This is a genomic window from Serratia proteamaculans (genome assembly GCF_946227095.1).
In the GTDB taxonomy this organism is placed as follows: domain Bacteria; phylum Pseudomonadota; class Gammaproteobacteria; order Enterobacterales; family Enterobacteriaceae; genus Serratia; species Serratia proteamaculans_E.
Genome location: NZ_CAMISV010000004.1, coordinates 55,242 through 73,898, shown reverse-complemented (window position 1 = coordinate 73,898; position 18,657 = coordinate 55,242). Strand labels below are relative to the sequence as shown.

Genomic DNA, 18,657 nt, shown 5'->3' with positions numbered 1-18,657 from the left:
TTCACTTCCTTAGCTGATTATTCGTCATCATATTGTGGTCCCGCGTAGTTATCGAAACGCGACCACTGGCCGTTAAAGGTCAGGCGTACGGAGCCGATTGGGCCGTTACGCTGCTTACCCAGAATAATTTCGGCAATCCCTTTCAGATCGCTGTTCTCGTGATAAACCTCATCACGGTAGATGAACATAATCAGGTCGGCATCCTGCTCGATGGAACCGGACTCACGCAGGTCGGAGTTGACTGGGCGCTTGTCGGCACGCTGCTCCAGGCTTCGGTTCAACTGCGACAGCGCCACCACCGGCACCTGCAGTTCTTTCGCCAGCGCCTTCAGCGAGCGGGAAATTTCGGCGATCTCCAGCGTACGGTTGTCGGACAAGGACGGCACGCGCATCAGCTGCAGGTAGTCGATCATGATCAGGCTCAGACCGTCATGCTCGCGGAAAATACGCCGCGCACGGGAACGGACTTCGGTAGGTGTCAGGCCGGAGGAGTCATCAATGTACATATTGCGCTTCTCCAGCAGGATGCCCATGGTGCTGGAAATACGCGCCCAGTCCTCGTCATCGAGCTGGCCGGTACGGATGCGCGTTTGGTCTACGCGCGACAGCGACGCCAGCATACGCATCATGATCTGGTTGCCTGGCATCTCGAGGCTGAAGATCAGCACCGGTTTTTCCTGCGTCATCGCGGCGTGTTCGCACAGGTTCATGGCGAAGGTGGTTTTACCCATCGAAGGACGGGCAGCGACGATGATCAGATCCGATTTCTGCAAACCGGCGGTTTTCTTATTGAGATCCTGGTAGCCGGTATCCACCCCGGTGACACCGTCGTGCGGCTGCTGATACAGCTGTTCGATACGCGCAACGGTATCCTCCAGGATGCGCTCGATGCCTTTCGGGCCTTCATCTTTACTGGCACGGTTTTCCGCGATTTGGAACACCCGGGATTCGGCCAGATCGAGCAGATCTTCACTGCTGCGGCCCTGTGGATCGTAACCCGCATCGGCGATCTCATTAGCCACTGAGATCATTTCACGCACTACCGCACGTTCACGTACGATATCCGCATAAGCACCGATGTTGGCCGCACTTGGGGTGTTTTTCGATAATTCGGCCAGGTAGGCGAAACCGCCGACGGAATCCAGTTCACCTCGCTGTTCCAGTGATTCGGACAGGGTGATCAGATCGATCGGTCGACTCATTTCCAGCAGGCGCTGCATCTCGGTAAAGATCAGGCGGTGCGGGCGACTGAAGAAATCGTTGGAGACTACGCGTTCCGACACGTTATCCCAGCGTTCGTTATCCAGCATCAAACCGCCCAACACGGACTGTTCCGCCTCCAGCGAATGTGGCGGCATCTTCAGCCCTTCCATCTGACGATCTCGTGGGCGATCTCTGGCTTCGTCTGCGTTTGTTCTGTTGGTTGGTTTTTTTCCTGCCATGAAACGTATTCTTTATCCGGTGGCGAATGGAGGATCCTGACGCGAGAGTATACGTGATTTTCATCTGTGATTCCTGCGCATAACCGATGCAAAAAAGGTATCAATCCGCACCAGGGCAAACTGGATCGTCGATGCTAAAACGCGTAGGGTGAAATCAGACTCCCACACGAGGTAATGAAATGGCAAAGCGCATCCAATTCTCCGCCACCGGCGGCCCGGAAGTATTGCAATACGTTGATTTTACCCCCGTAGACCCGGCAGCCGGTGAGGTGCAGGTCGAGAACAAGGCGATCGGCATCAACTATATCGACACCTACGTCCGCAGTGGTTTGTACCCGCCCGCCAAGCTACCGAGTGGATTGGGTACCGAAGCGGCCGGGGTGGTGATCAAGGTCGGCGCCGGCGTCAGCGCGGTGAAACCGGGTGACCGGGTGGTTTACGCCCAGTCAACGCTTGGCGCTTACAGCGAAGTCCACAATGTTGCGGTAGAAAAGGTGGCGCTGTTACCGCATAACCTGAGTTTTGAGCAGGGGGCGGCTTCCTTCCTGAAAGGACTGACAGTGCATTATTTGCTACGTCAAACCCATGAGGTACAACCGGGTGAAGTGTTCCTGTTCCACGCTGCCGCGGGTGGGGTCGGGCTGATTGCCTGCCAGTGGGCCAAAGCGCTTGGGGCCAAACTGATCGGCAGCGTCGGCTCCGATGAAAAGGCCGAACTGGCAAAACACGCCGGTGCCTGGGCAACCATTAATTACCATAAGGAAGATATCGCCCAGCGCGTGGCTGAACTGACTCAGGGCGAGAAAGTCGGCGTAGTGTACGACTCGGTAGGCCAAAGTACCTGGCAGGCCTCGCTCAATAGCCTGAAGCGCCGTGGCTTGATGGTCAGCTTCGGTAATGCCTCCGGCCCGGTCACCGGCGTCGATCTGGCCCTGCTCAACCAAAAAGGGTCGCTGTACGTCACCCGCCCTTCGCTTAACGGCTACATTACCAACCGTGCTGAACTGCAATATGCCAGCAATGAGCTGTTTTCATTGATTGGCAGCGGAGCGATCAAGGTCGACGTGAAGGAAGAGCAAAAGTTTGCGCTAGCCGATGCACAACGCGCGCATCAGGTGCTGGAAAGCCGCAGCACCAGCGGCTCAAGCTTGCTGATCCCCGGTCGCTGAGACAAATATCCTTACAAAAGGAAGGTAGCATAAAGTGCTGCGCAGCATCGAAAAATAACGACTAATGGAATATGATCCGCTGGCATTTAATGTTGATCAATAAGGAAATAAATTAGAAATGAAACTAAAAATGCTGACCGCAGCACTGGTTTTAACCGCAGCCCCTATGTTCATCGCAACGGCACAGGCCGCCAGCCAGAACGCAGAGAAAAGCGTTTTAATGGAATATCATTACTCTGCTGCCTATCTGCAATGCATGAATAAGCCGGATAATGGCACACCAAGCATGGCAGCCTGTATCGAAACGGAATTCAATCTTTGGGATGCGCGGCTGAACAAAGCCTATAAAGAATCTCTCAAGTTTAAAGCCGCACCAAAAGCCTGGCGTCAGGCGCAACGTGATTGGCTGAAGTTCAAAGACAGTCAGTGTATGGCATTGGTTGCTGCACCCCATGGTTCCGGCGATATGCTGGATTCTGCCATGTGTGAGCTGAATATGACTCTGGAACGCACGCTGCAGCTTGAAAGTGATACCTGGCCGGCAGCCTGATATCTCGGGATGGCGACCAATAGAAAAAGGCTCCTTACGGAGCCCTTTCTATTACTGCGTTTGTAGGGGTAGAGCAGAGTCCGCCAGAGACAGGGGGTTGCTTGAGCAACACTCGTATTGGGTATTATTGTCTCTTGCGGTGATGAAAAGGGTCGCATCGCTGCATCGACAAACATGCTAACAGCCCGGAAACGTAAAAAACACGGCTAATGCGCCGCATTAGCATTTAAAGCACCAAGCTGTGATCGCTGCCGCATTCAGAGCAAGTCTGTTGCGTAGATTTCAGCGTGACCGACTGATTATTCGACAAAAATTAGTAACGCCGTATTTGCGGCTTCTGCATCGAACGGTAGATCCAAACGACCACCACCGCCAAAATCAGCCACGGTAACAGCTTAATCACCATCGCAAACAGACCGCCAATCAACATAAATGCCGCTGCCACCAGTAACGCGGCGAACACACCCAGCAGCGAAATCCCGGTCACCATCAGCATGACGACAAAACCGACCAGAAAGAAGAGTTCCAACATGATTTTGCTCCTTCGCAAAACAAAGTATCTGCTGAGCTATTACAAGAAGCGTGCCAACACGGCGTGAAAACTAAGTGATTGAAATTAAAAAAAAGGCACATCACAGAACGCGACATGCCTGGTCAAAACAACTAACTTTTAGTCAGATTTTTATCTCTGTTACGCCATCTCGGTACGCGGTAAGCGCACCAAATCCAATGCCTGCTCAACCACACGAGCGTCAGCCCCTGGCTTGTGGGCATTTTCACTGAGATGTCGACGCCACTGACGCGCGCCCGGAACGCCCTGGAACAGGCCCAGAATATGGCGGGTAATGTGGCCCAAATAGGTGCCGTTCGACAGCTCACGTTCGATGTAAGGGTACAGCGACTCGATAATCGCCACGCTGTCCATCACATCGGTCTGACGACCGAACAGTTCGCTGTCGACTCGCGCCAGAATCCCCGGGTTCTGATAGGCTTCGCGTCCCATCATTACGCCATCCAGGTGCTGCAGGTGCTGCTTCGCCTCTTCCAGCGTTTTTACCCCGCCATTAATGGCCAGAGTCAGCGTTGGGAAATCACGTTTTAGCTGATAGACCCGCGGATAGTCCAGCGGCGGCACTTCACGGTTCTCTTTCGGGCTCAAGCCAGATAGCCAGGCCTTGCGCGCATGAATGGTGAACATGTCGCATTCGCCACGCCCGGCCACGGTGGCGATAAAATCACACAGGAACTCGTAGCTGTCCTGGTCGTCGATACCGATACGGGTTTTCACCGTCACCGGGATCGACACCACGTCACGCATCGCCTTGATGCAGTCGGCAACCAGCGTTGCCTGCCCCATCAGACAGGCGCCGAACATGCCATTCTGCACCCGATCGGACGGACAACCGACGTTGAGGTTAATCTCGTCATAGCCACGCTGCTCGGCCAGTTTGGCACAGTGCGCCAGGGCAGCCGGATCGCTGCCACCCAGTTGCAGCGCCACCGGATGTTCTTCTTCGCTGTAGGCCAGATAGTCGCCCTTGCCGTGGATAATCGCGCCGGTGGTCACCATCTCGGTGTACAGCAGCGTTTCCTTGGTCAGCAGGCGGTGGAAGTAACGGCAATGACGATCGGTCCAGTCGAGCATCGGCGCGATGGAGAAACGATTGGCGGCGTATTTTGGGGCATTGTTGTCTGTCGTCATGCTGGGCTACTGGCTACCTGATTCTGTCTGGTTTCAACGAACGGCATGCTGCCGCAAACGGCTATTATAACGACAATCGGCGGCATTGGGAAAACCGCCGTGCCGCCGGGTTAAAAAAGAACCCTAAAAAACGAATAAAAAAGCCCTGCCAGGTGTTCACTCGACAGGGGTGCAGCTCAGTGCCCTTCCCAATGAGGAAACAACCATGAACAGTTTCGTGAAACGCCTGCTGTTACCTGTCATTGCCGGTTCTTTGCTGTTTTCCGGGGCGGCCCTGGCAATGGGGGGTGACAGTAGCGGCCAGACTACGCCTACCTGCCCGAAAGGCCAGATATACGATACAAAAACCAAGACCTGCATGGTGGAAAAAAGCAGCATGATCGATGACAACGATCGGGCGAACTATGCCTATGCGCTGGCAAAAAGCGGTCGTTACCAGGAAGCGCTCGATATGCTCAATACCCTGAAGGATCCCAACACCGCCGTGGCGCTCAACTACCGGGGCTATGCTACCCGCAAGCTCGGCCGCACCGATGAAGGGATCGGCTACTATTTAAAATCAGTGGCGCTGGATCCGAAATACCCAAAAGTCCGTGAATATCTGGGTGAAGCCTATATGGTCAAGGGTCGTCAGGACCTGGCGAAAGAGCAGTTGAAGGTGATCCAATCGCTGTGTGGTACGGGCTGCGAAGAGTACCGCGATCTGGCGGCGGCCATCGATCACCACCCAGAATCATGATCTAGCCAAGCCGGAGGCCAACATCAGTAGCGACGCAATCCGCAACGAAATCGGTCAATATCTATCCCGCCTGTGGCGCTACGGCCTGGTGCTTTCCCACCGGCGGGATGTTGCCGACGATTTGGTACAGGCCACCTGTGTGCGGGCGCTGGAGCGTGCCGCACAGTTTGCCGTGGGGACGCGTATGGACCGCTGGCTGTTTGCCATTCTTCACTCCATCTGGCTTAACGAGATCCGTGCCCAGCATATCCGCCAGGGACAAGGTTTTGTCGACGTCGATGAACTGACCGGGGTAGAAAATAGCGAGGATCCGATTTGGGCTAACGAGGTAATGCAACGCGTGAACCGGCTGCCGGAAGCGCAGCGAAATACGCTGTTTCTGGTGTACGTGGAGGAGCTTTCTTATCGTGAGGCCGCGGAGGTGCTTGGCGTTCCCATTGGCACCATCATGAGCCGTCTGGCGGCGGCACGCCTGAGATTGGCAAACGACAGCGTGCTGCAAACCCGCTCACCGCAGGCAAAAGGAGAACAATCATGAGTTCAACCTACAGCGCGGATGAACTGCTGGTCGCCTACCTGGATAATCAACTGGATCCACAGCAGCGCCAGCTTCTGGAACAGCGCCTGGTCGGCGAACCGGCGCTGGCCGAGCGTTTGTCTTTACTGGCACGTAGCAGCCTGCCCTTTAAACAGGCATTTGATCCTTTGCTTGATGAAGCACCGGTACAACGGCTGCGGGCCGAAGGCCCTCTGACCGCCCCTGTAATGCAGCGCGGTGTCAGCCGGCGTAGCCTGATAGCCGCCGCCGTCGGTTTTCTGGCACTCGGCATCGCAGGCGATCGGGCCTATTTACAGCTCAGCCAGCCAGAAGAGAACTGGCGCGGTTTGGTCGCCCAGTATATGGCGCTGTACACCCCGGAAACGCTGGCAGGCTTCGATGACACAGCAACCCAGATCGCCCATCAGCTACAGCAAACCGGCGAGCGGCTAGGCATCGCCCTCTCGGCCCCGAAATTGATACTGAGCGGCGCCGAGTTGAAAAACGCCCGCGTGCTGGCTTACGACAAGCGGCGTATCGCCCAATTGACCTGGCAGGATGCGCAATATGGCGCGCTGGCATTGTGCATAATTCAGCAATCGGGCAAGCCGCTGCCCGCAGAGAGCGAGCGCCGTCAGGGCATGAACGTGGTCTATTGGGCCGATGGCCGTCATGGTTTTATGCTGATTGGCCATAATCCCGCGCCGGACCTGGCCGCATTAGCGAGTCGCTTGCAACACTCACTTGCCAGCTAAGGATTGACTGCCTCCGACTTCAGCCGCCAAGTGTGAACATCGTCACAATCCAGGCTGGCGGCAGGCGGTAAACCCATCGATTAGTGCGCCATATCAGAGGAAAAGGGGCCGACTCTCGGCGATTCGGCCGAAGCATGGTAAAATCGGCTTTTTTACGTACCGGGAAATTTGCCATGAACTCAAGCACCCAGGAAAAGCTGCTGGCGCAGGCTGAACAACTCTGTCAGCAACGCAATGTGCGACTGACACCGCAGCGGCTGGAAGTGTTACGCCTGATGGCACAGCAGCCCGGTGCCATCAGCGCTTACGACCTGCTCGATCTGCTGCGCGTCGCCGAACCCCAGGCCAAACCGCCAACGGTGTACCGTGCGCTGGATTTCCTGCTGGAACAGGGGTTCATTCATCGGGTCGAGTCGGCCAACAGCTACGTGCTGTGCCATCACTTTGAACAGCCGACGCATACTTCCGCGCTGTTTATCTGCGATCGCTGTGGTCAGGTGACCGAACGGACGACAGAAGGGGTCGAAGAGACGCTGCAAAAACTGGCGAAGGAGTCTGGCTTTGTCCTGCGTCACAACGTGGTGGAGGCCCATGGCCTGTGTGCGGGTTGCGTTGAAGTAGAAGCCTGTGACAGCAAGCATGACTGCGGCGAACACGATCACAGCATCGCCATCAAGAAGAAATAGGTTGGGTTTTCAGGTACCTCCCTGTACCTGGGGCCATAGCGTCAAGGGGATAAAAACGCCAGACCTTTAAAAGTAGCCTGTGGCCGCAATCCGCTGCGGCCCATCGCGCTACCAGCGATACTTGTTGTGGTCTTCCCAGGATTTCACTTCTTTCTCGGCCGCCTCTTTCTGGTAGCCGTAACGTTCCTGAATTTTACCGACAAGCTGTTCGCGTTTCCCTTCAATGACAGTCAGATCGTCATCGGTCAGCTTGCCCCATTGTTCCTTCACTTTCCCTTTAAACTGCTTCCAGTTACCGTCGGCTTGATCTTTGTTCATAACCTCTCCGTTACCTGTGATTAGTCAGTTTTAAAAAATCGTCGCTGGTCTTAACTGAGTAATAACTTTGGTCAATCGACCAGAACAAAAGGAGTATTTATTCCCATTCATTCCGCCAGCCACATGATTAACTATAGCTACAGATAGCGATAAAAAGGAAAAAGTCAGGATAAAAATTCACCAAATAAATATAATTCAGTAAAAACCCCAACATAACAGTAAGTAAGCGGAAACAATTTGGCTCAAGAAAATGTAACTCAATATGAATAAAAAACATAAATAAAACTAATGATTAAATGCTTTTTATCGTGCCGAATCCGCTGCAAACCAGGTCCCATCCACCCTGTGGCGATGCCAAATCCAACCGAGTGCGATACCACGCAGTGAAAGAAATACCGCCAGCGCCAGCCATAGCCCATGATTGCCCAGTATCGGCAGGGTAAACAGCGTCAGGCCATAGCCAGCCGCCGCGACTGCCATGCTGTTACGCATTTCTGCACCGCGGGTGGCACCAATAAACATGCCGTCCAGCAAATAGCACCATACCCCCACCAATGGCAGCACCACCTGCCACGGCAGATAGTGGCTCGCCAGCGCACGCAGCTCCGGTAAAGAGGTCAACGCCGCAATAATTTGTTGGCCGGCGACGGCATAGAGCAGACCAAAGCCCAACGCCACCAGACAGGCCTGCCGGCAGGCTGCACGCCACACTTTACGCAGTTGGCTATCGTCACGGGCCCCATAGGCATGGCCCGAATGCGCTTCCACCGCGTAGGCAAAACCGTCGAGCGCGTAAGCCGTAAAGGTCAGCAAATTCATCAGTACCGCATTTACTGCGACCACTTCGCCGCCAAGCCGGGCACCGAAAATAGTCAGCGAGGCAAAACACAGTTGCAGCAACAATGAACGCAGCATAATGTCGCGATTCAATGCCAGCAGACGCCGCAGATTACCGCGCCAGGCCTGGCGTAGCATCGGCACAGAAATACCGCGTATGCGCATCACTCGCCAGGATAGCCCTAACCCCAGCAGCAACGTGGCATATTCAGAGATGGCAGTCGCCGTCGCGGCTCCCTGCACGTTCCAGCCCAGCCCCATCACCAGCCAGATATCCAATACGATATTCAGCAGATTGCCGACAATCAGCAGGATCACCGGTGCACGCACGTATTGCACGCCAAGCAACCAACCCAGGATCACCATATTGGCCAGCGCCGCCGGGGCACTTAACCAGCGGATCTCGAGGAATAACCGAGCCTGCTCCAACACTGCCCCGCCACCACCGACAATTTTTAGCGCCAACTCAATCAGCGGATAGCGCAGCAGTACAATGGCCACCCCGGCCAACACGGCCAGCAGCAACGGTTGCATAAAGGCACGCGCCAACCCCTGTGGATTTTGTGCCCCCAGCGCCTGTGCGGTCAGCCCAGTGGTACTCATACGCAGGAATAACAGCAGCATAAACAGGAAGCTGGTCGCCATGGAGCCCACCGCTACGCCGCCCAAATAGGTCGGGCTATCGAGGTGGCCGATCACCGCGGTATCCACCAGCCCAAGCAACGGCACGGTGATATTGGAGAAAATCATAGGCAGCGCAAGGCGCCACAGGGCTTTATCGGTATCGCTGGTGAAGGCGGAAAGCAGGCGCATAGTGAAATGTTCCCGTGGCAGTGCGGTTTTAATCAGTCAGAAATGACATCGCCCCAGAGCTGGGGCGACTTAAATCAGAGGACGGTGTTTGAGCGTGGGGATTAAACCCAATCGCCGTTGCGGATCACACCGACCGCCAGACCTTCAATGGTGAAATTCTGCTGACGCAGATCGACCACAATCGGCTGGAATTCACTGTTTTCCGGCAGCAGCTCAACCACGTTACCGTGTTTTTTCAGGCGTTTGACCGTGACTTCATCTTCAATGCGCGCCACGACGACCTGGCCATTACGCACGTCCTGGGTTTTATGCACCGCCAGCAGATCGCCGTCGAGAATACCGATGTCACGCATCGACATGCCGTTGACCCGCAGCAGGAAATCCGCGCTGGGTTTGAACAGGGAAGGATCGACCTTGTAGTGTCCTTCGATATGCTGTTGCGCCAACAGCGGTTCACCGGCGGCTACGCGGCCAATCAGCGGTAAACCTTCTTCATCTTCCATCAGCAAGCGAATGCCGCGCGAAGCACCGGAGATGATCTCGATGACGCCTTTACGCGCCAGCGCTTTCAGATGTTCTTCTGCGGCATTTGGCGAACGGAACCCCAGACGCATGGCGATCTCGGCGCGCGTTGGCGGCATGCCAGTGGACGAAATATGATCGCGAATCAGATCATAGACCTCTTGCTGTCTGGTAGTTAGTGCTTTCATTCCGCCCCCTGTTTGTTTATACAGTCTTGCTGTGAGTATATACAGGTAAGTGCGGCTTGGGAACCGAAGAGTGAATAAAAATCAGGGATTAGCGACCCGCGTCGCAACAGGACTCCCCCACTCAGACAAAGTGCTGCCACAGCACCGAACCCCAGACAAACAGCGCCAGAATAATCGCCAGCAAGACCGCCGCCGAACCCATATCCTTTGCCCGTCCGGAGAGCTCGTGATGCTCGGTGCCCACCCGGTCGACAATCGCTTCAATCGCGCTGTTCAGGATTTCGACGATCATCACCAGCAGCACCGATCCGATCAGTAAAATGCGCGCTATCGCACCCACGTCCAGCCAAATCGCCAGTATGATAGCCAGCACCGTCGCCACCAATTCCTGGCGAAATGCCGCTTCGTGCTGCCAGGCAGCGGAAAAGCCTTTATAAGAGTAGCCGGCCGCTTTAATAATACGGGTCAGGCCGGTTGCTTGCTTTGTCATGTTTTTTAGTGCCTTTCGCAGAGGTCAGTCATAATTAAACAGTCTAGGCCAGGAAACGCTCCCGGCTCTCGGTTTTCCAACACCACAGATCTGCTACCCGGATTCTGGTATGCTTGCGGCGCATTGCTAACAAGAGGCTTCACGTTGTTATGTCAGGTTGGCGTAAAATTTATTATAAACTATTGAATTTACCACTCAAACTGTTGGTAAGAAGTAAGGTTATCCCTTCAGATCCGGTCACGGAGTTAGGGTTGGATCCCTCACGGCCGATTTTGTATGTTTTACCTTATAATTCCAAGGCGGATTTGCTGACGCTGCGCACCCAGTGCCTGGCGCAAGATCTGCCCGACCCCCTCAATCCGCTGGAGATAGACGGCACCGTGCTGCCCAGCCACGTGTTTATTCACGACGGCCCGCGCGTATTCCGTTACTACACGCCGAAAGAAGAGTCGGTAAAACTGTTCCACGACTATCTGGATCTGCACCGCAGTAATCCGGATCTCGACATTCAGATGCTGCCGGTTTCGGTGATGTTCGGCCGCTCTCCGGGGCGCGAAGGTCACGGCACCCCGCATCTGCGTCTACTGAACGGCGTCCAGAAATTCTTCGCCGTGCTGTGGCTCGGCCGCGACAGCTTTGTCCGTTTCTCCAATACCGTTTCGCTGCGCCGCATGGCGACGGAACACGGTACGGACAAAATCATTGCGCAAAAGCTGGCACGTGTGGCACGCATGCACTTCTCGCGTCAGCGTCTGGCCGCCGTCGGTCCAAGCCTGCCGGCCCGTCAGGACCTGTTCAACAAGCTGTTGGCGTCCAAGGCGATCGAAAAAGCGGTCGAAGACGAGGCTCGCAGCAAGAAAATTTCCCACGAAAAAGCCCAGCAGAATGCCATTGCGCTGATGGAAGAGATTGCTGCCGACTTCTCTTACGAGACGGTGCGCCTTTCCGATCGCGTGCTGAGCTGGACCTGGAACCGGCTGTATCAAGGCATCAACGTCACTAACGCCGAACGCGTGCGTCAGTTGGCGCAGGATGGCCATGAGATTGTTTATGTGCCCTGCCACCGCAGTCACATGGACTACCTGCTGCTGTCCTACGTGTTGTATCACCAGGGTCTGGTGCCGCCGCACATTGCTGCCGGGATTAATCTCAACTTCTGGCCGGCCGGGCCGATCTTCCGCCGTCTGGGCGCTTTCTTTATCCGTCGTACTTTCAAAGGCAACAAGCTGTACTCGACGGTGTTCCGCGAATACCTCGGCGAGCTGTTTACCCGCGGTTACTCGGTGGAATACTTTGTCGAAGGCGGCCGTTCCCGTACCGGACGCTTGCTGGAGCCGAAGACCGGCACCCTGTCGATGACCATTCAGGCGATGCTGCGTGGCGGTACCCGCCCTATCACACTGGTGCCGATCTACATCGGTTACGAGCATGTGATGGAAGTGGGCACCTACGCCAAAGAGCTGCGTGGCGCGACCAAGGAAAAAGAGAGTCTGCTGCAGATGCTGCGCGGCCTGCGCAAGCTGCGCAATCTCGGCCAGGGTTACGTCAACTTCGGCGATCCACTGCCGTTGACCACCTACCTGAACCAGAATGTGCCGCAGTGGCGTGAATCGATTGACCCGATCGAATCCCAGCGACCAAGCTGGCTGACGCCAACGGTCAACGATCTGGCGGCCAAGATCATGGTTCGCATCAACAATGCTGCCGCTGCCAATGCCATGAACCTGTGTTCCACGGCGCTGTTGGCCTCACGTCAGCGTTCGCTGACCCGTGAGCAGCTGCTTGAGCAGTTGGAATGCTACCTGCAACTGATGCGCAACGTGCCTTATGCCAGCGACGTCACCGTGCCAACCCAAACGCCGGATGAGTTGCTCGACCACGCGCTGAACATGAACAAGTTCGAGGTGGAGAAGGATAACATCGGCGATATCATCATCCTGCCGCGCGAGCAGGCGGTGTTGATGACCTATTACCGTAACAATATCCACCACCTGCTGGTTCTGCCTTCGCTGATCGCCACTATCGTGATGCATCACCGCCGGGTATCGCGTGCCGAACTGCTACGGCAGATTGGTCTGATTTACCCGATGCTGAAGGCCGAACTGTTCCTGCATAACGACAAGGAACAACTGCCGGAAGTGCTGCAACCGCTGATCAACGAAATGATCCGTCAGCAGCTGATCTGCGATAAGGGTGAGGATCTGGTGCTGAATCCAGCACGTATCCGTCCGCTGCAGTTGTTGGCTGCCGGTGTCCGCGAAACGCTGCAACGCTATGCCATCACCATGTCGATCCTCAGCGCTAATCCAAGCATCAACCGCGGTGCGCTGGAGAAAGAGAGCCGTATCATGGCCCAGCGTCTGTCGGTGCTGCACGGTATCAACGCGCCGGAGTTCTTTGATAAGGCGGTATTCTCCACCCTGGTGGCGACGCTGCGTGAAGAAGGCTACATCAACGACATCGGCGATGCGGTCCGTGAGCACACCATGGAGGTGTACAACATGCTGAGCGATTTGATTACCCCGGAAATCAAACTGACCATTGAAAGCGTCAGCATGCCGGCGGAAACCAACGCCCTGCCGGAGACGGCCACAGTGGAAGTGAAAGAAGACTAATTCACTGATACTAAAACGAAAAAGGCACCCTCGGGTGCCTTTTTTATTGCTGTAAATCGTTAGCCCTGCCAGTAGCTCAACGCGATACCGATAAACAGCACCAGTCCAACGTAGTTGTTATCCAGGAACGCTTTAAAGCAGGCGTCGCGTTCGCGGGTGGCGATCTGCTTTTGCTGATGGATAAACAAAGCGCCTGCCAGCAACAGCGACCAATAAAAAGCGCCGCTCATCTGCGTCAGATAGCCGACCCACAGCATCAACAGGAGCGTGGCGAACTGCAGCAAACCGACGATCAGTTTGTCGTAACGGCCAAACAAAATGGCGGTGGATTTAACGCCAATCTTCAGATCATCGTCACGGTCAACCATGGCGTACAGCGTGTCGTAAGCCACCGTCCAGCAGATATTGGCCAGCAGCAACAGCCAGCAGCTCAGCGGCAGTGACTCGCTAACGGCGGCATAGGCCATCGGAATGCCCCAGCCAAAGGCTGCGCCCAGCACAAACTGCGGCAGATGGGTGACCCGTTTCATGAACGGATAGGCCCATGCCAGCGCCAACGCGGCCAATGACAGCCAGATGGTCATCGCATTCAGCGTCAATACCAGCCCAAACGAGATCAGCACCAGCACCACAAACAGGATCTTGGCCTCTTTCTCGCTCACCCGGCCACTCGGCATCGGCCGCCCGGCAGTCCGCTTCACGTGGCCATCGACGGCGCGATCGGCATAGTCATTCACCACACAACCGGCGGCGCGCATCATGAAGACCCCGACCACAAACACCACCAGGACAGACAGCGACGGCACGCCCTTTCCCGCCAGCCACAGTGCCCACAACGTCGGCCATAGCAACAGTAAGGTGCCAATCGGCTTATCAATGCGCATCAGATGGCTATAAGCCTGCCATTTGCTTTGAATCACGCTTCCCTCCAAGGTATTTCCTCTCCTCATTATTCGGGGTCTACACGGCCCGCAGCGTACAGCGGTGAAGCCGGTAAAAACAGTTCGGTCAGCAACAGCGGTTTTCCCGCCAGTCGCAGGCGGGAGCGGCGTGCCCACAACGCATCTTGCCGACCCATGTGAATATAATCGCGGGTCAGGTCATCGCTGCTGAACAGATAGCGGCCCAACGGTAATGTCCCCAAATCCACCAGCGCCAGATCCGGGCCGGTCAGCGTTTCCTGCGGGATCACCGTGCGCCCCAGCAGCCAGGGCTGGTTGTCGCCCAGCAGAATTATTTCGCGCAGCCAATAGCGCGGGCTGTCCGGCAGGTGTTCGGCCTCTTCACCCAGTTGCTCGCGGGTAACAAAACATTCGCGCTGCGGCTCAACGTGTACCCGTCCACAGTGACGTTCGAAGCGGCGCGTCATGGATCCTGGCTCCATCAGCCAGTCGCTGACGGCGGCGGGCACCGGAGGATGTTGCGCAGATAGCCACTCCAGCGGCGGTAGGATCGAATCCCGATTGCCAAACATTGTTCTACTCCATGCCTGACGCCGCGCCCTGCGGCCGCGCCAGACCAAACAAACTGTTAACAGGCGCCCATTGTAACGCAGAAATTCAAAAGCGGCAGGCTGATTCGTGGGGTCATGCGCAGCAAAATACGTGACGAAAAAGCACCACAATGTCATCTTTCTGCCATCTGTTTTCTTTACCTTCGTTTCCCGGAGCGATGGGGATTCTGTGATCTTCAGCAAACTTTCATCTCTGCAGCATTGTTTTATCTACGCGCGTAGATACCCTTGTACTGCAGCGTTGAATCGCCATCAGTCCGACACTTTGTCAGCAAACTTTCTTGCCGACACCAGGGAAACTATCTTTACCGCGATCACGCCATAGGCGTGGCGCAGACGAAAAGAGGATATCAATGCCATGAGCGAAACAACGCTTGCAACCCCAAAGGCCACCGACGAAACCTTGGCGGCCGATGAACGTTTGGCCACCAAAGAAGGGCGCGGTCAATTCTGGCGCGCCACTTTCTCGTGCTGGCTCGGTACGGCCATGGAGTATGTCGATTTTGCCCTGTATGGCCTGGCGGCCGGCATGGTGTTCGGCGACGTGTTCTTCCCCGAAGCTACCCCTATGGTGGCGCTGCTGGCCAGCTTCGCCACTTATTCCGTCGGTTTTATCGCCCGCCCTATCGGCGCGTTGGTTTTCGGCTGGATTGGCGACCGTAAGGGCCGCCGCGTAGTGTTGCTCACCACGGTGGCGCTGATGGGCGTTTCTACCACGTTGATCGGGCTGATCCCCTCCTATGCACAAATCGGCGTCTGGGCTCCCATCTGCCTGGTGATCCTGCGTTTTGCTCAGGGCTTTGGTGCCGGGGCCGAGCTTTCCGGCGGTGCGGTGATGCTGGCGGAATACGCCCCGGCCAAACGACGGGGGCTGGTCGCCTCGATCATTGCGATCGGCTCCAACAGCGGTACCCTGCTGGCCTCGCTGGTGTGGTTGCTGATCTTGCAGTTGGATAAAGCGGATCTGATCGCCTGGGGCTGGCGTATTCCGTTCCTCGCCAGCATCCTGATCGCTGGGGGTGCTCTGTACCTGCGCCGCCACGTGCGTGAAACGCCGGTGTTTGAACGCGAGCTACAGCAAAACCGTCAGCGGATGCTGGACAACACTCCCGTTGCAGCGGATAACCGCAGCTACCTGCAACGCACCAAAGCCTTCTGGATCATGCTCGGCCTGCGCATTGGCGAAAACGGCCCCTCTTACCTGTGCCAGGGTTTTATCGTGGGTTACGTCGCCAAGGTGCTGATGGTGGATAAATCGGTACCGGCGCTGGCGGTGATGATCGCCTCACTGTGCGGTTTTCTGGTGATCCCCCTGGCGGGCTGGCTTTCCGATCGTTTCGGCCGCCGTATTACCTACCGCTGGTTCTGCCTGTTACTGGTGTTGTACGCCTTCCCGGCGTTCTGGCTGCTCGACAGTCGCGAACCGGCGATAGTGATTTCGGTGATTGTGGTCGGCATGTGCATCGCATCGCTGGGTATTTTTGGCGTGCAGGCCGCCTACGGCGTGGAGCTGTTCGGCGTCAAAAACCGTTACTCAAAAATGGCGTTTGCCAAGGAACTGGGATCGATCCTCTCCGGCGGCACTGCACCGCTGATCGCTACCGCGCTGCTGGCCGGTTTCGGGCACTGGTGGCCTGTCGCCTGCTATTTTGTTGTAATGGCCGGCATTGGCTTAATCACTACCTTCTTTGCACCGGAAACCCGCGGCCGCGATCTTAACCTGCCGCAGGACGCGGTGTAATCAGGGCGCACAGGAACCTAACTTGGATAATCAATCCGCGCGGCGCATCACCCGTGCCGACGTCGCCCGCGTAGCGGGCACCTCGGTCGCGGTCGTCAGCTACGTGATCAACAACGGCCCGCGCCCGGTGGCAGAAGCCACCCGTCTGCGGGTGCTGGCGGCGATCGAGCAAACCGGTTACCGGCCGAACGATATCGCCCGGGCGCTGGCGTCGGGGAATACCCTGACCTATGGGTTAGTGGTGCCCGACATTTCCAACCCGTTTTTCGCCACGCTGGCACGGGCATTACAGCGCGAGGCGTTCAATCACGGCCGCGTGCTGCTGTTGGGTGACGCCGGCGACGACCGGCAGCGCGAGCACGACCTGATTAACCACCTGCTGCGCCGTCAGGTTGATGGTCTGCTGTACACCAGTGTCGATCGCCATCCGTGGTTCGATCTGATCCGCGCCTCCGGCACCCCCTGCGTGATGATCGACACCATCGACAGCCATGCCGGTATCTGCGCCATTCGCGTCAATGAACGCGATGCAGCCTGCCAGGCAACACGCCACCTGTTGCAGCACGGCTACCGGGAAATCGGCATTTTTGTTGGCCCGCTGACCATGCTCAATGCACAGGATCGTCTGAACGGTTGGCGTGACGCGCTGCTCGAGGCCGGTATCACGCCGCGCGAAGAGTGGATTTTTGAAGCGCCCTACACTCGCCAGGGCGGCTATCAGGCCAGCCAGAAAATGCTGCAAGGGCCTCGTCCACGGGCCATCTTCACTTCCAACGAGCAGCAGGCGCTCGGCTGTCTGTCGGCGCTGGCGGAACATCAGCTGCGGGTGCCGGACGATCTGGCTATTATTTGCTTTAACGGCACCCAGCAATCCGAGTTCAGCGTGCCGCCGCTCAGCGCGGTCGAACAACCGATCGACGCCATGGCCAGGCAGGCCATTGCCATGCTGGCCGCCGGTGCCGCGCAGCCAGAGCTGCACGAGTTCGCCTTCCAGCTGCATATCCGCCGATCGTGCGGCTGCTAGTTTATTGATTCAGGTAACTGCTATGCGTTTGATTATTGATTGTGATCCCGGCAACGGCATTCCCGGTGCCAACGTTGACGACGGGCTGGCGCTGGCACTGGCACTGGCGGCCAAACCACAGCTCTCACTGGAGTTGATCAGCATCGTGGCCGGCAATACGCCACGCGACGTCGGCTTTGCCGTGGCCAGCCATCTGCTACAACAAACCGGTTATCAGGTGCCCGTGGTGGCAGGCGCAGCGCGAGCATTGAATGAAGCGCCAGAGCCCTGGCGCGCCCATCTGGATCGTGCGATTACCGATCCGCAGTTAGCCGCTCTGTGGCGTAATACGTCTTACCCGCAAGCCGCGACGACACCAGCACCGAACGCCGCCGTCGCAATCGGCGAACTGATCTGCAATCACCCCGGCGAGATCACCCTGGCGGCGATCGGCCCGCTGACCAACGTCGCCCATGCCCTGCAGTTGTACCCCCAGATGGCGCAGGCGGTGAAGGGAATTGTCATTATGGGGGGCGTGTTCAACGTCGAGGGCTACATCAAGGACACCAATTTCGGTCTGGATCCAGAGGCCGCCCGACAGGTACTGACCAGCGGTGCCAACATCACGCTCGCCCCGCTGGATGTCACCACGCAAACCATGCTGACCCAGGCAGACCTGCTACAAATGACCCAGCCCGACACACCGCTGTGCCGCTACCTGCGGGCCACAACCCAGCCCTGGATCGACTATTCCCGCCATACTCGTCATCTGCCGGGCTGCTGGATCCATGATGCGCTGGTCATCGCCTGGCTGCTGGAGCCGCAATTGGTCACCACGGAGGCGTATTTTGTCGATGTGGCGCTGGAAGGCGCAATGACACGGGGCAGCTCCCGTCGCTGGCGGCCAGAAAGTCTGCGCCTGACGGTCGGCATGCCGGAACCCGAAGGCCAACCGGTGCGGATAATGCAGCAGGTGGATAACGCGCGTCTGCTGGCGTTGATCGGCGAAACGCTGGCTCGCGAATGAAAAAAGGTG

Annotated in this window: 19 protein-coding genes; 10 read left to right on the top strand and 9 right to left on the bottom strand. The window is 56.7% G+C overall.

The features are described from left to right. Positions 1-17 precede the first annotated feature (17 nt). Positions 18-1,442, bottom strand: a complete 1,425-nt coding sequence (dnaB, locus tag OC597_RS09450) for a replicative DNA helicase (RefSeq protein ID WP_085119722.1) — start codon at positions 1,440-1,442, stop codon at positions 18-20. A 179-nt stretch (positions 1,443-1,621) separates the two neighbouring features. On the opposite strand from dnaB, the gene OC597_RS09445 reads away from it, so the two are divergent. Then, positions 1,622-2,611 carry a quinone oxidoreductase gene (locus tag OC597_RS09445; RefSeq protein ID WP_261425037.1) on the top strand — a complete coding sequence of 330 codons (990 nt, stop codon included), beginning with the start codon at positions 1,622-1,624 and terminating at the stop codon, positions 2,609-2,611. Positions 2,612-2,729: 118 nt separating this feature from the next. Continuing rightward, on the top strand, positions 2,730-3,161 hold the full coding sequence (locus tag OC597_RS09440) for a lysozyme inhibitor LprI family protein (protein WP_261257930.1): 432 nt from the start codon (positions 2,730-2,732) through the stop codon (positions 3,159-3,161). A gap of 313 nt (positions 3,162-3,474) precedes the next feature. On the opposite strand, the gene pspG is transcribed toward OC597_RS09440, so the two are convergent. Next, positions 3,475-3,693, bottom strand: a complete 219-nt coding sequence (gene pspG / locus OC597_RS09435; RefSeq protein ID WP_085119725.1) for an envelope stress response protein PspG — start codon at positions 3,691-3,693, stop codon at positions 3,475-3,477. A gap of 159 nt (positions 3,694-3,852) precedes the next feature. Beyond that, positions 3,853-4,863: a tRNA dihydrouridine(20/20a) synthase DusA gene (gene dusA, locus OC597_RS09430; protein ID WP_262208496.1), complete on the bottom strand. Its 1,011-nt coding sequence runs from the start codon at positions 4,861-4,863 to the stop codon at positions 3,853-3,855. A gap of 205 nt (positions 4,864-5,068) precedes the next feature. Here dusA and OC597_RS09425 point away from each other — a divergent pair, with 205 nt between their 5' ends. The 4 genes from OC597_RS09425 to zur all read left to right on the top strand — a co-directional run bounded on the left by OC597_RS09425 (position 5,069) and on the right by zur (position 7,581). After that, entirely contained in the window at positions 5,069-5,602 is a 534-nt protein-coding gene (locus OC597_RS09425; RefSeq protein ID WP_261257933.1) for a tetratricopeptide repeat protein, read from the top strand. Between the two features lie 37 nt (positions 5,603-5,639). Next, the gene (locus OC597_RS09420; protein ID WP_212568985.1) at positions 5,640-6,140 is read left to right on the top strand and encodes an RNA polymerase sigma factor; all 501 of its coding nucleotides are present in this window, start codon (positions 5,640-5,642) and stop codon (positions 6,138-6,140) included. Further along, positions 6,137-6,895 (top strand): anti-sigma factor family protein, encoded by a 759-nt coding sequence (locus OC597_RS09415; RefSeq protein ID WP_261285404.1) that lies wholly within the window; start codon positions 6,137-6,139, stop codon positions 6,893-6,895. The genes OC597_RS09420 and OC597_RS09415 overlap by 4 nt, the downstream gene beginning before the upstream one ends. 173 nt (positions 6,896-7,068) lie before the next feature. Then, a complete protein-coding gene (gene zur / locus OC597_RS09410) occupies positions 7,069-7,581 on the top strand; it encodes a zinc uptake transcriptional repressor Zur (protein WP_012147151.1) in 513 nt (170 codons plus the stop codon). A 108-nt stretch (positions 7,582-7,689) separates the two neighbouring features. Here zur and OC597_RS09405 read toward each other — a convergent pair whose 3' ends face one another. From OC597_RS09405 to OC597_RS09390, 4 genes are all read right to left on the bottom strand, one after another. Continuing rightward, positions 7,690-7,899 carry a CsbD family protein gene (locus OC597_RS09405; RefSeq protein WP_012147152.1) on the bottom strand — a complete coding sequence of 70 codons (210 nt, stop codon included), beginning with the start codon at positions 7,897-7,899 and terminating at the stop codon, positions 7,690-7,692. 303 nt (positions 7,900-8,202) lie between these two features. Then, positions 8,203-9,549 (bottom strand): MATE family efflux transporter DinF, encoded by a 1,347-nt coding sequence (gene dinF, locus OC597_RS09400; protein ID WP_262208493.1) that lies wholly within the window; start codon positions 9,547-9,549, stop codon positions 8,203-8,205. A 101-nt stretch (positions 9,550-9,650) separates the two neighbouring features. Continuing rightward, positions 9,651-10,259, bottom strand: coding sequence for a transcriptional repressor LexA (lexA, locus tag OC597_RS09395; RefSeq protein ID WP_012147154.1), 609 nt, complete (start codon positions 10,257-10,259; stop codon positions 9,651-9,653). A gap of 121 nt (positions 10,260-10,380) precedes the next feature. Further along, complete coding sequence (locus tag OC597_RS09390) at positions 10,381-10,749, bottom strand: diacylglycerol kinase (protein WP_261257941.1); 369 nt, start codon at positions 10,747-10,749, stop codon at positions 10,381-10,383. A 149-nt stretch (positions 10,750-10,898) separates the two neighbouring features. On the opposite strand from OC597_RS09390, the gene plsB reads away from it, so the two are divergent. After that, positions 10,899-13,364: a glycerol-3-phosphate 1-O-acyltransferase PlsB gene (gene plsB / locus OC597_RS09385; RefSeq protein WP_261257943.1), complete on the top strand. Its 2,466-nt coding sequence runs from the start codon at positions 10,899-10,901 to the stop codon at positions 13,362-13,364. A gap of 59 nt (positions 13,365-13,423) precedes the next feature. On the opposite strand, the gene ubiA is transcribed toward plsB, so the two are convergent. Further along, the gene (gene ubiA, locus OC597_RS09380; protein ID WP_085119732.1) at positions 13,424-14,296 is read right to left on the bottom strand and encodes a 4-hydroxybenzoate octaprenyltransferase; all 873 of its coding nucleotides are present in this window, start codon (positions 14,294-14,296) and stop codon (positions 13,424-13,426) included. Positions 14,297-14,313: 17 nt separating this feature from the next. Next, complete coding sequence (ubiC, locus tag OC597_RS09375) at positions 14,314-14,838, bottom strand: chorismate lyase (RefSeq protein WP_262208490.1); 525 nt, start codon at positions 14,836-14,838, stop codon at positions 14,314-14,316. Positions 14,839-15,235: 397 nt separating this feature from the next. On the opposite strand from ubiC, the gene OC597_RS09370 reads away from it, so the two are divergent. The 3 genes from OC597_RS09370 to OC597_RS09360 are packed head-to-tail and all read left to right on the top strand — an operon-like array spanning position 15,236 to position 18,648. Continuing rightward, complete coding sequence (locus tag OC597_RS09370) at positions 15,236-16,618, top strand: MFS transporter (protein WP_099063598.1); 1,383 nt, start codon at positions 15,236-15,238, stop codon at positions 16,616-16,618. A gap of 22 nt (positions 16,619-16,640) precedes the next feature. Beyond that, positions 16,641-17,642, top strand: a complete 1,002-nt coding sequence (locus OC597_RS09365; RefSeq protein ID WP_262208488.1) for a LacI family DNA-binding transcriptional regulator — start codon at positions 16,641-16,643, stop codon at positions 17,640-17,642. 22 nt (positions 17,643-17,664) lie between these two features. Continuing rightward, the gene (locus OC597_RS09360; RefSeq protein ID WP_262208486.1) at positions 17,665-18,648 is read left to right on the top strand and encodes a nucleoside hydrolase; all 984 of its coding nucleotides are present in this window, start codon (positions 17,665-17,667) and stop codon (positions 18,646-18,648) included. Positions 18,649-18,657 lie beyond the last annotated feature (9 nt).

Bases quoted from the DNA above. Each gene is read 5' to 3' on its own strand.
- dnaB (WP_085119722.1), bottom strand. From the start codon at position 1,442: ATGGCAGGAAAAAAACCAACCAACAGAACAAACGCAGACGAAGCCAGA.
- OC597_RS09445 (WP_261425037.1), top strand. From the start codon at position 1,622: ATGGCAAAGCGCATCCAATTCTCCGCCACCGGCGGCCCGGAAGTATTG.
- OC597_RS09440 (WP_261257930.1), top strand. From the start codon at position 2,730: ATGAAACTAAAAATGCTGACCGCAGCACTGGTTTTAACCGCAGCCCCT.
- pspG (WP_085119725.1), bottom strand. From the start codon at position 3,693: ATGTTGGAACTCTTCTTTCTGGTCGGTTTTGTCGTCATGCTGATGGTG.
- dusA (WP_262208496.1), bottom strand. From the start codon at position 4,863: ATGACGACAGACAACAATGCCCCAAAATACGCCGCCAATCGTTTCTCC.
- OC597_RS09425 (WP_261257933.1), top strand. From the start codon at position 5,069: ATGAACAGTTTCGTGAAACGCCTGCTGTTACCTGTCATTGCCGGTTCT.
- OC597_RS09415 (WP_261285404.1), top strand. From the start codon at position 6,137: ATGAGTTCAACCTACAGCGCGGATGAACTGCTGGTCGCCTACCTGGAT.
- zur (WP_012147151.1), top strand. From the start codon at position 7,069: ATGAACTCAAGCACCCAGGAAAAGCTGCTGGCGCAGGCTGAACAACTC.
- OC597_RS09405 (WP_012147152.1), bottom strand. From the start codon at position 7,899: ATGAACAAAGATCAAGCCGACGGTAACTGGAAGCAGTTTAAAGGGAAA.
- dinF (WP_262208493.1), bottom strand. From the start codon at position 9,549: ATGCGCCTGCTTTCCGCCTTCACCAGCGATACCGATAAAGCCCTGTGG.
- lexA (WP_012147154.1), bottom strand. From the start codon at position 10,259: ATGAAAGCACTAACTACCAGACAGCAAGAGGTCTATGATCTGATTCGC.
- OC597_RS09390 (WP_261257941.1), bottom strand. From the start codon at position 10,749: ATGACAAAGCAAGCAACCGGCCTGACCCGTATTATTAAAGCGGCCGGC.
- plsB (WP_261257943.1), top strand. From the start codon at position 10,899: ATGTCAGGTTGGCGTAAAATTTATTATAAACTATTGAATTTACCACTC.
- ubiC (WP_262208490.1), bottom strand. From the start codon at position 14,838: ATGTTTGGCAATCGGGATTCGATCCTACCGCCGCTGGAGTGGCTATCT.
- OC597_RS09370 (WP_099063598.1), top strand. From the start codon at position 15,236: ATGAGCGAAACAACGCTTGCAACCCCAAAGGCCACCGACGAAACCTTG.
- OC597_RS09360 (WP_262208486.1), top strand. From the start codon at position 17,665: ATGCGTTTGATTATTGATTGTGATCCCGGCAACGGCATTCCCGGTGCC.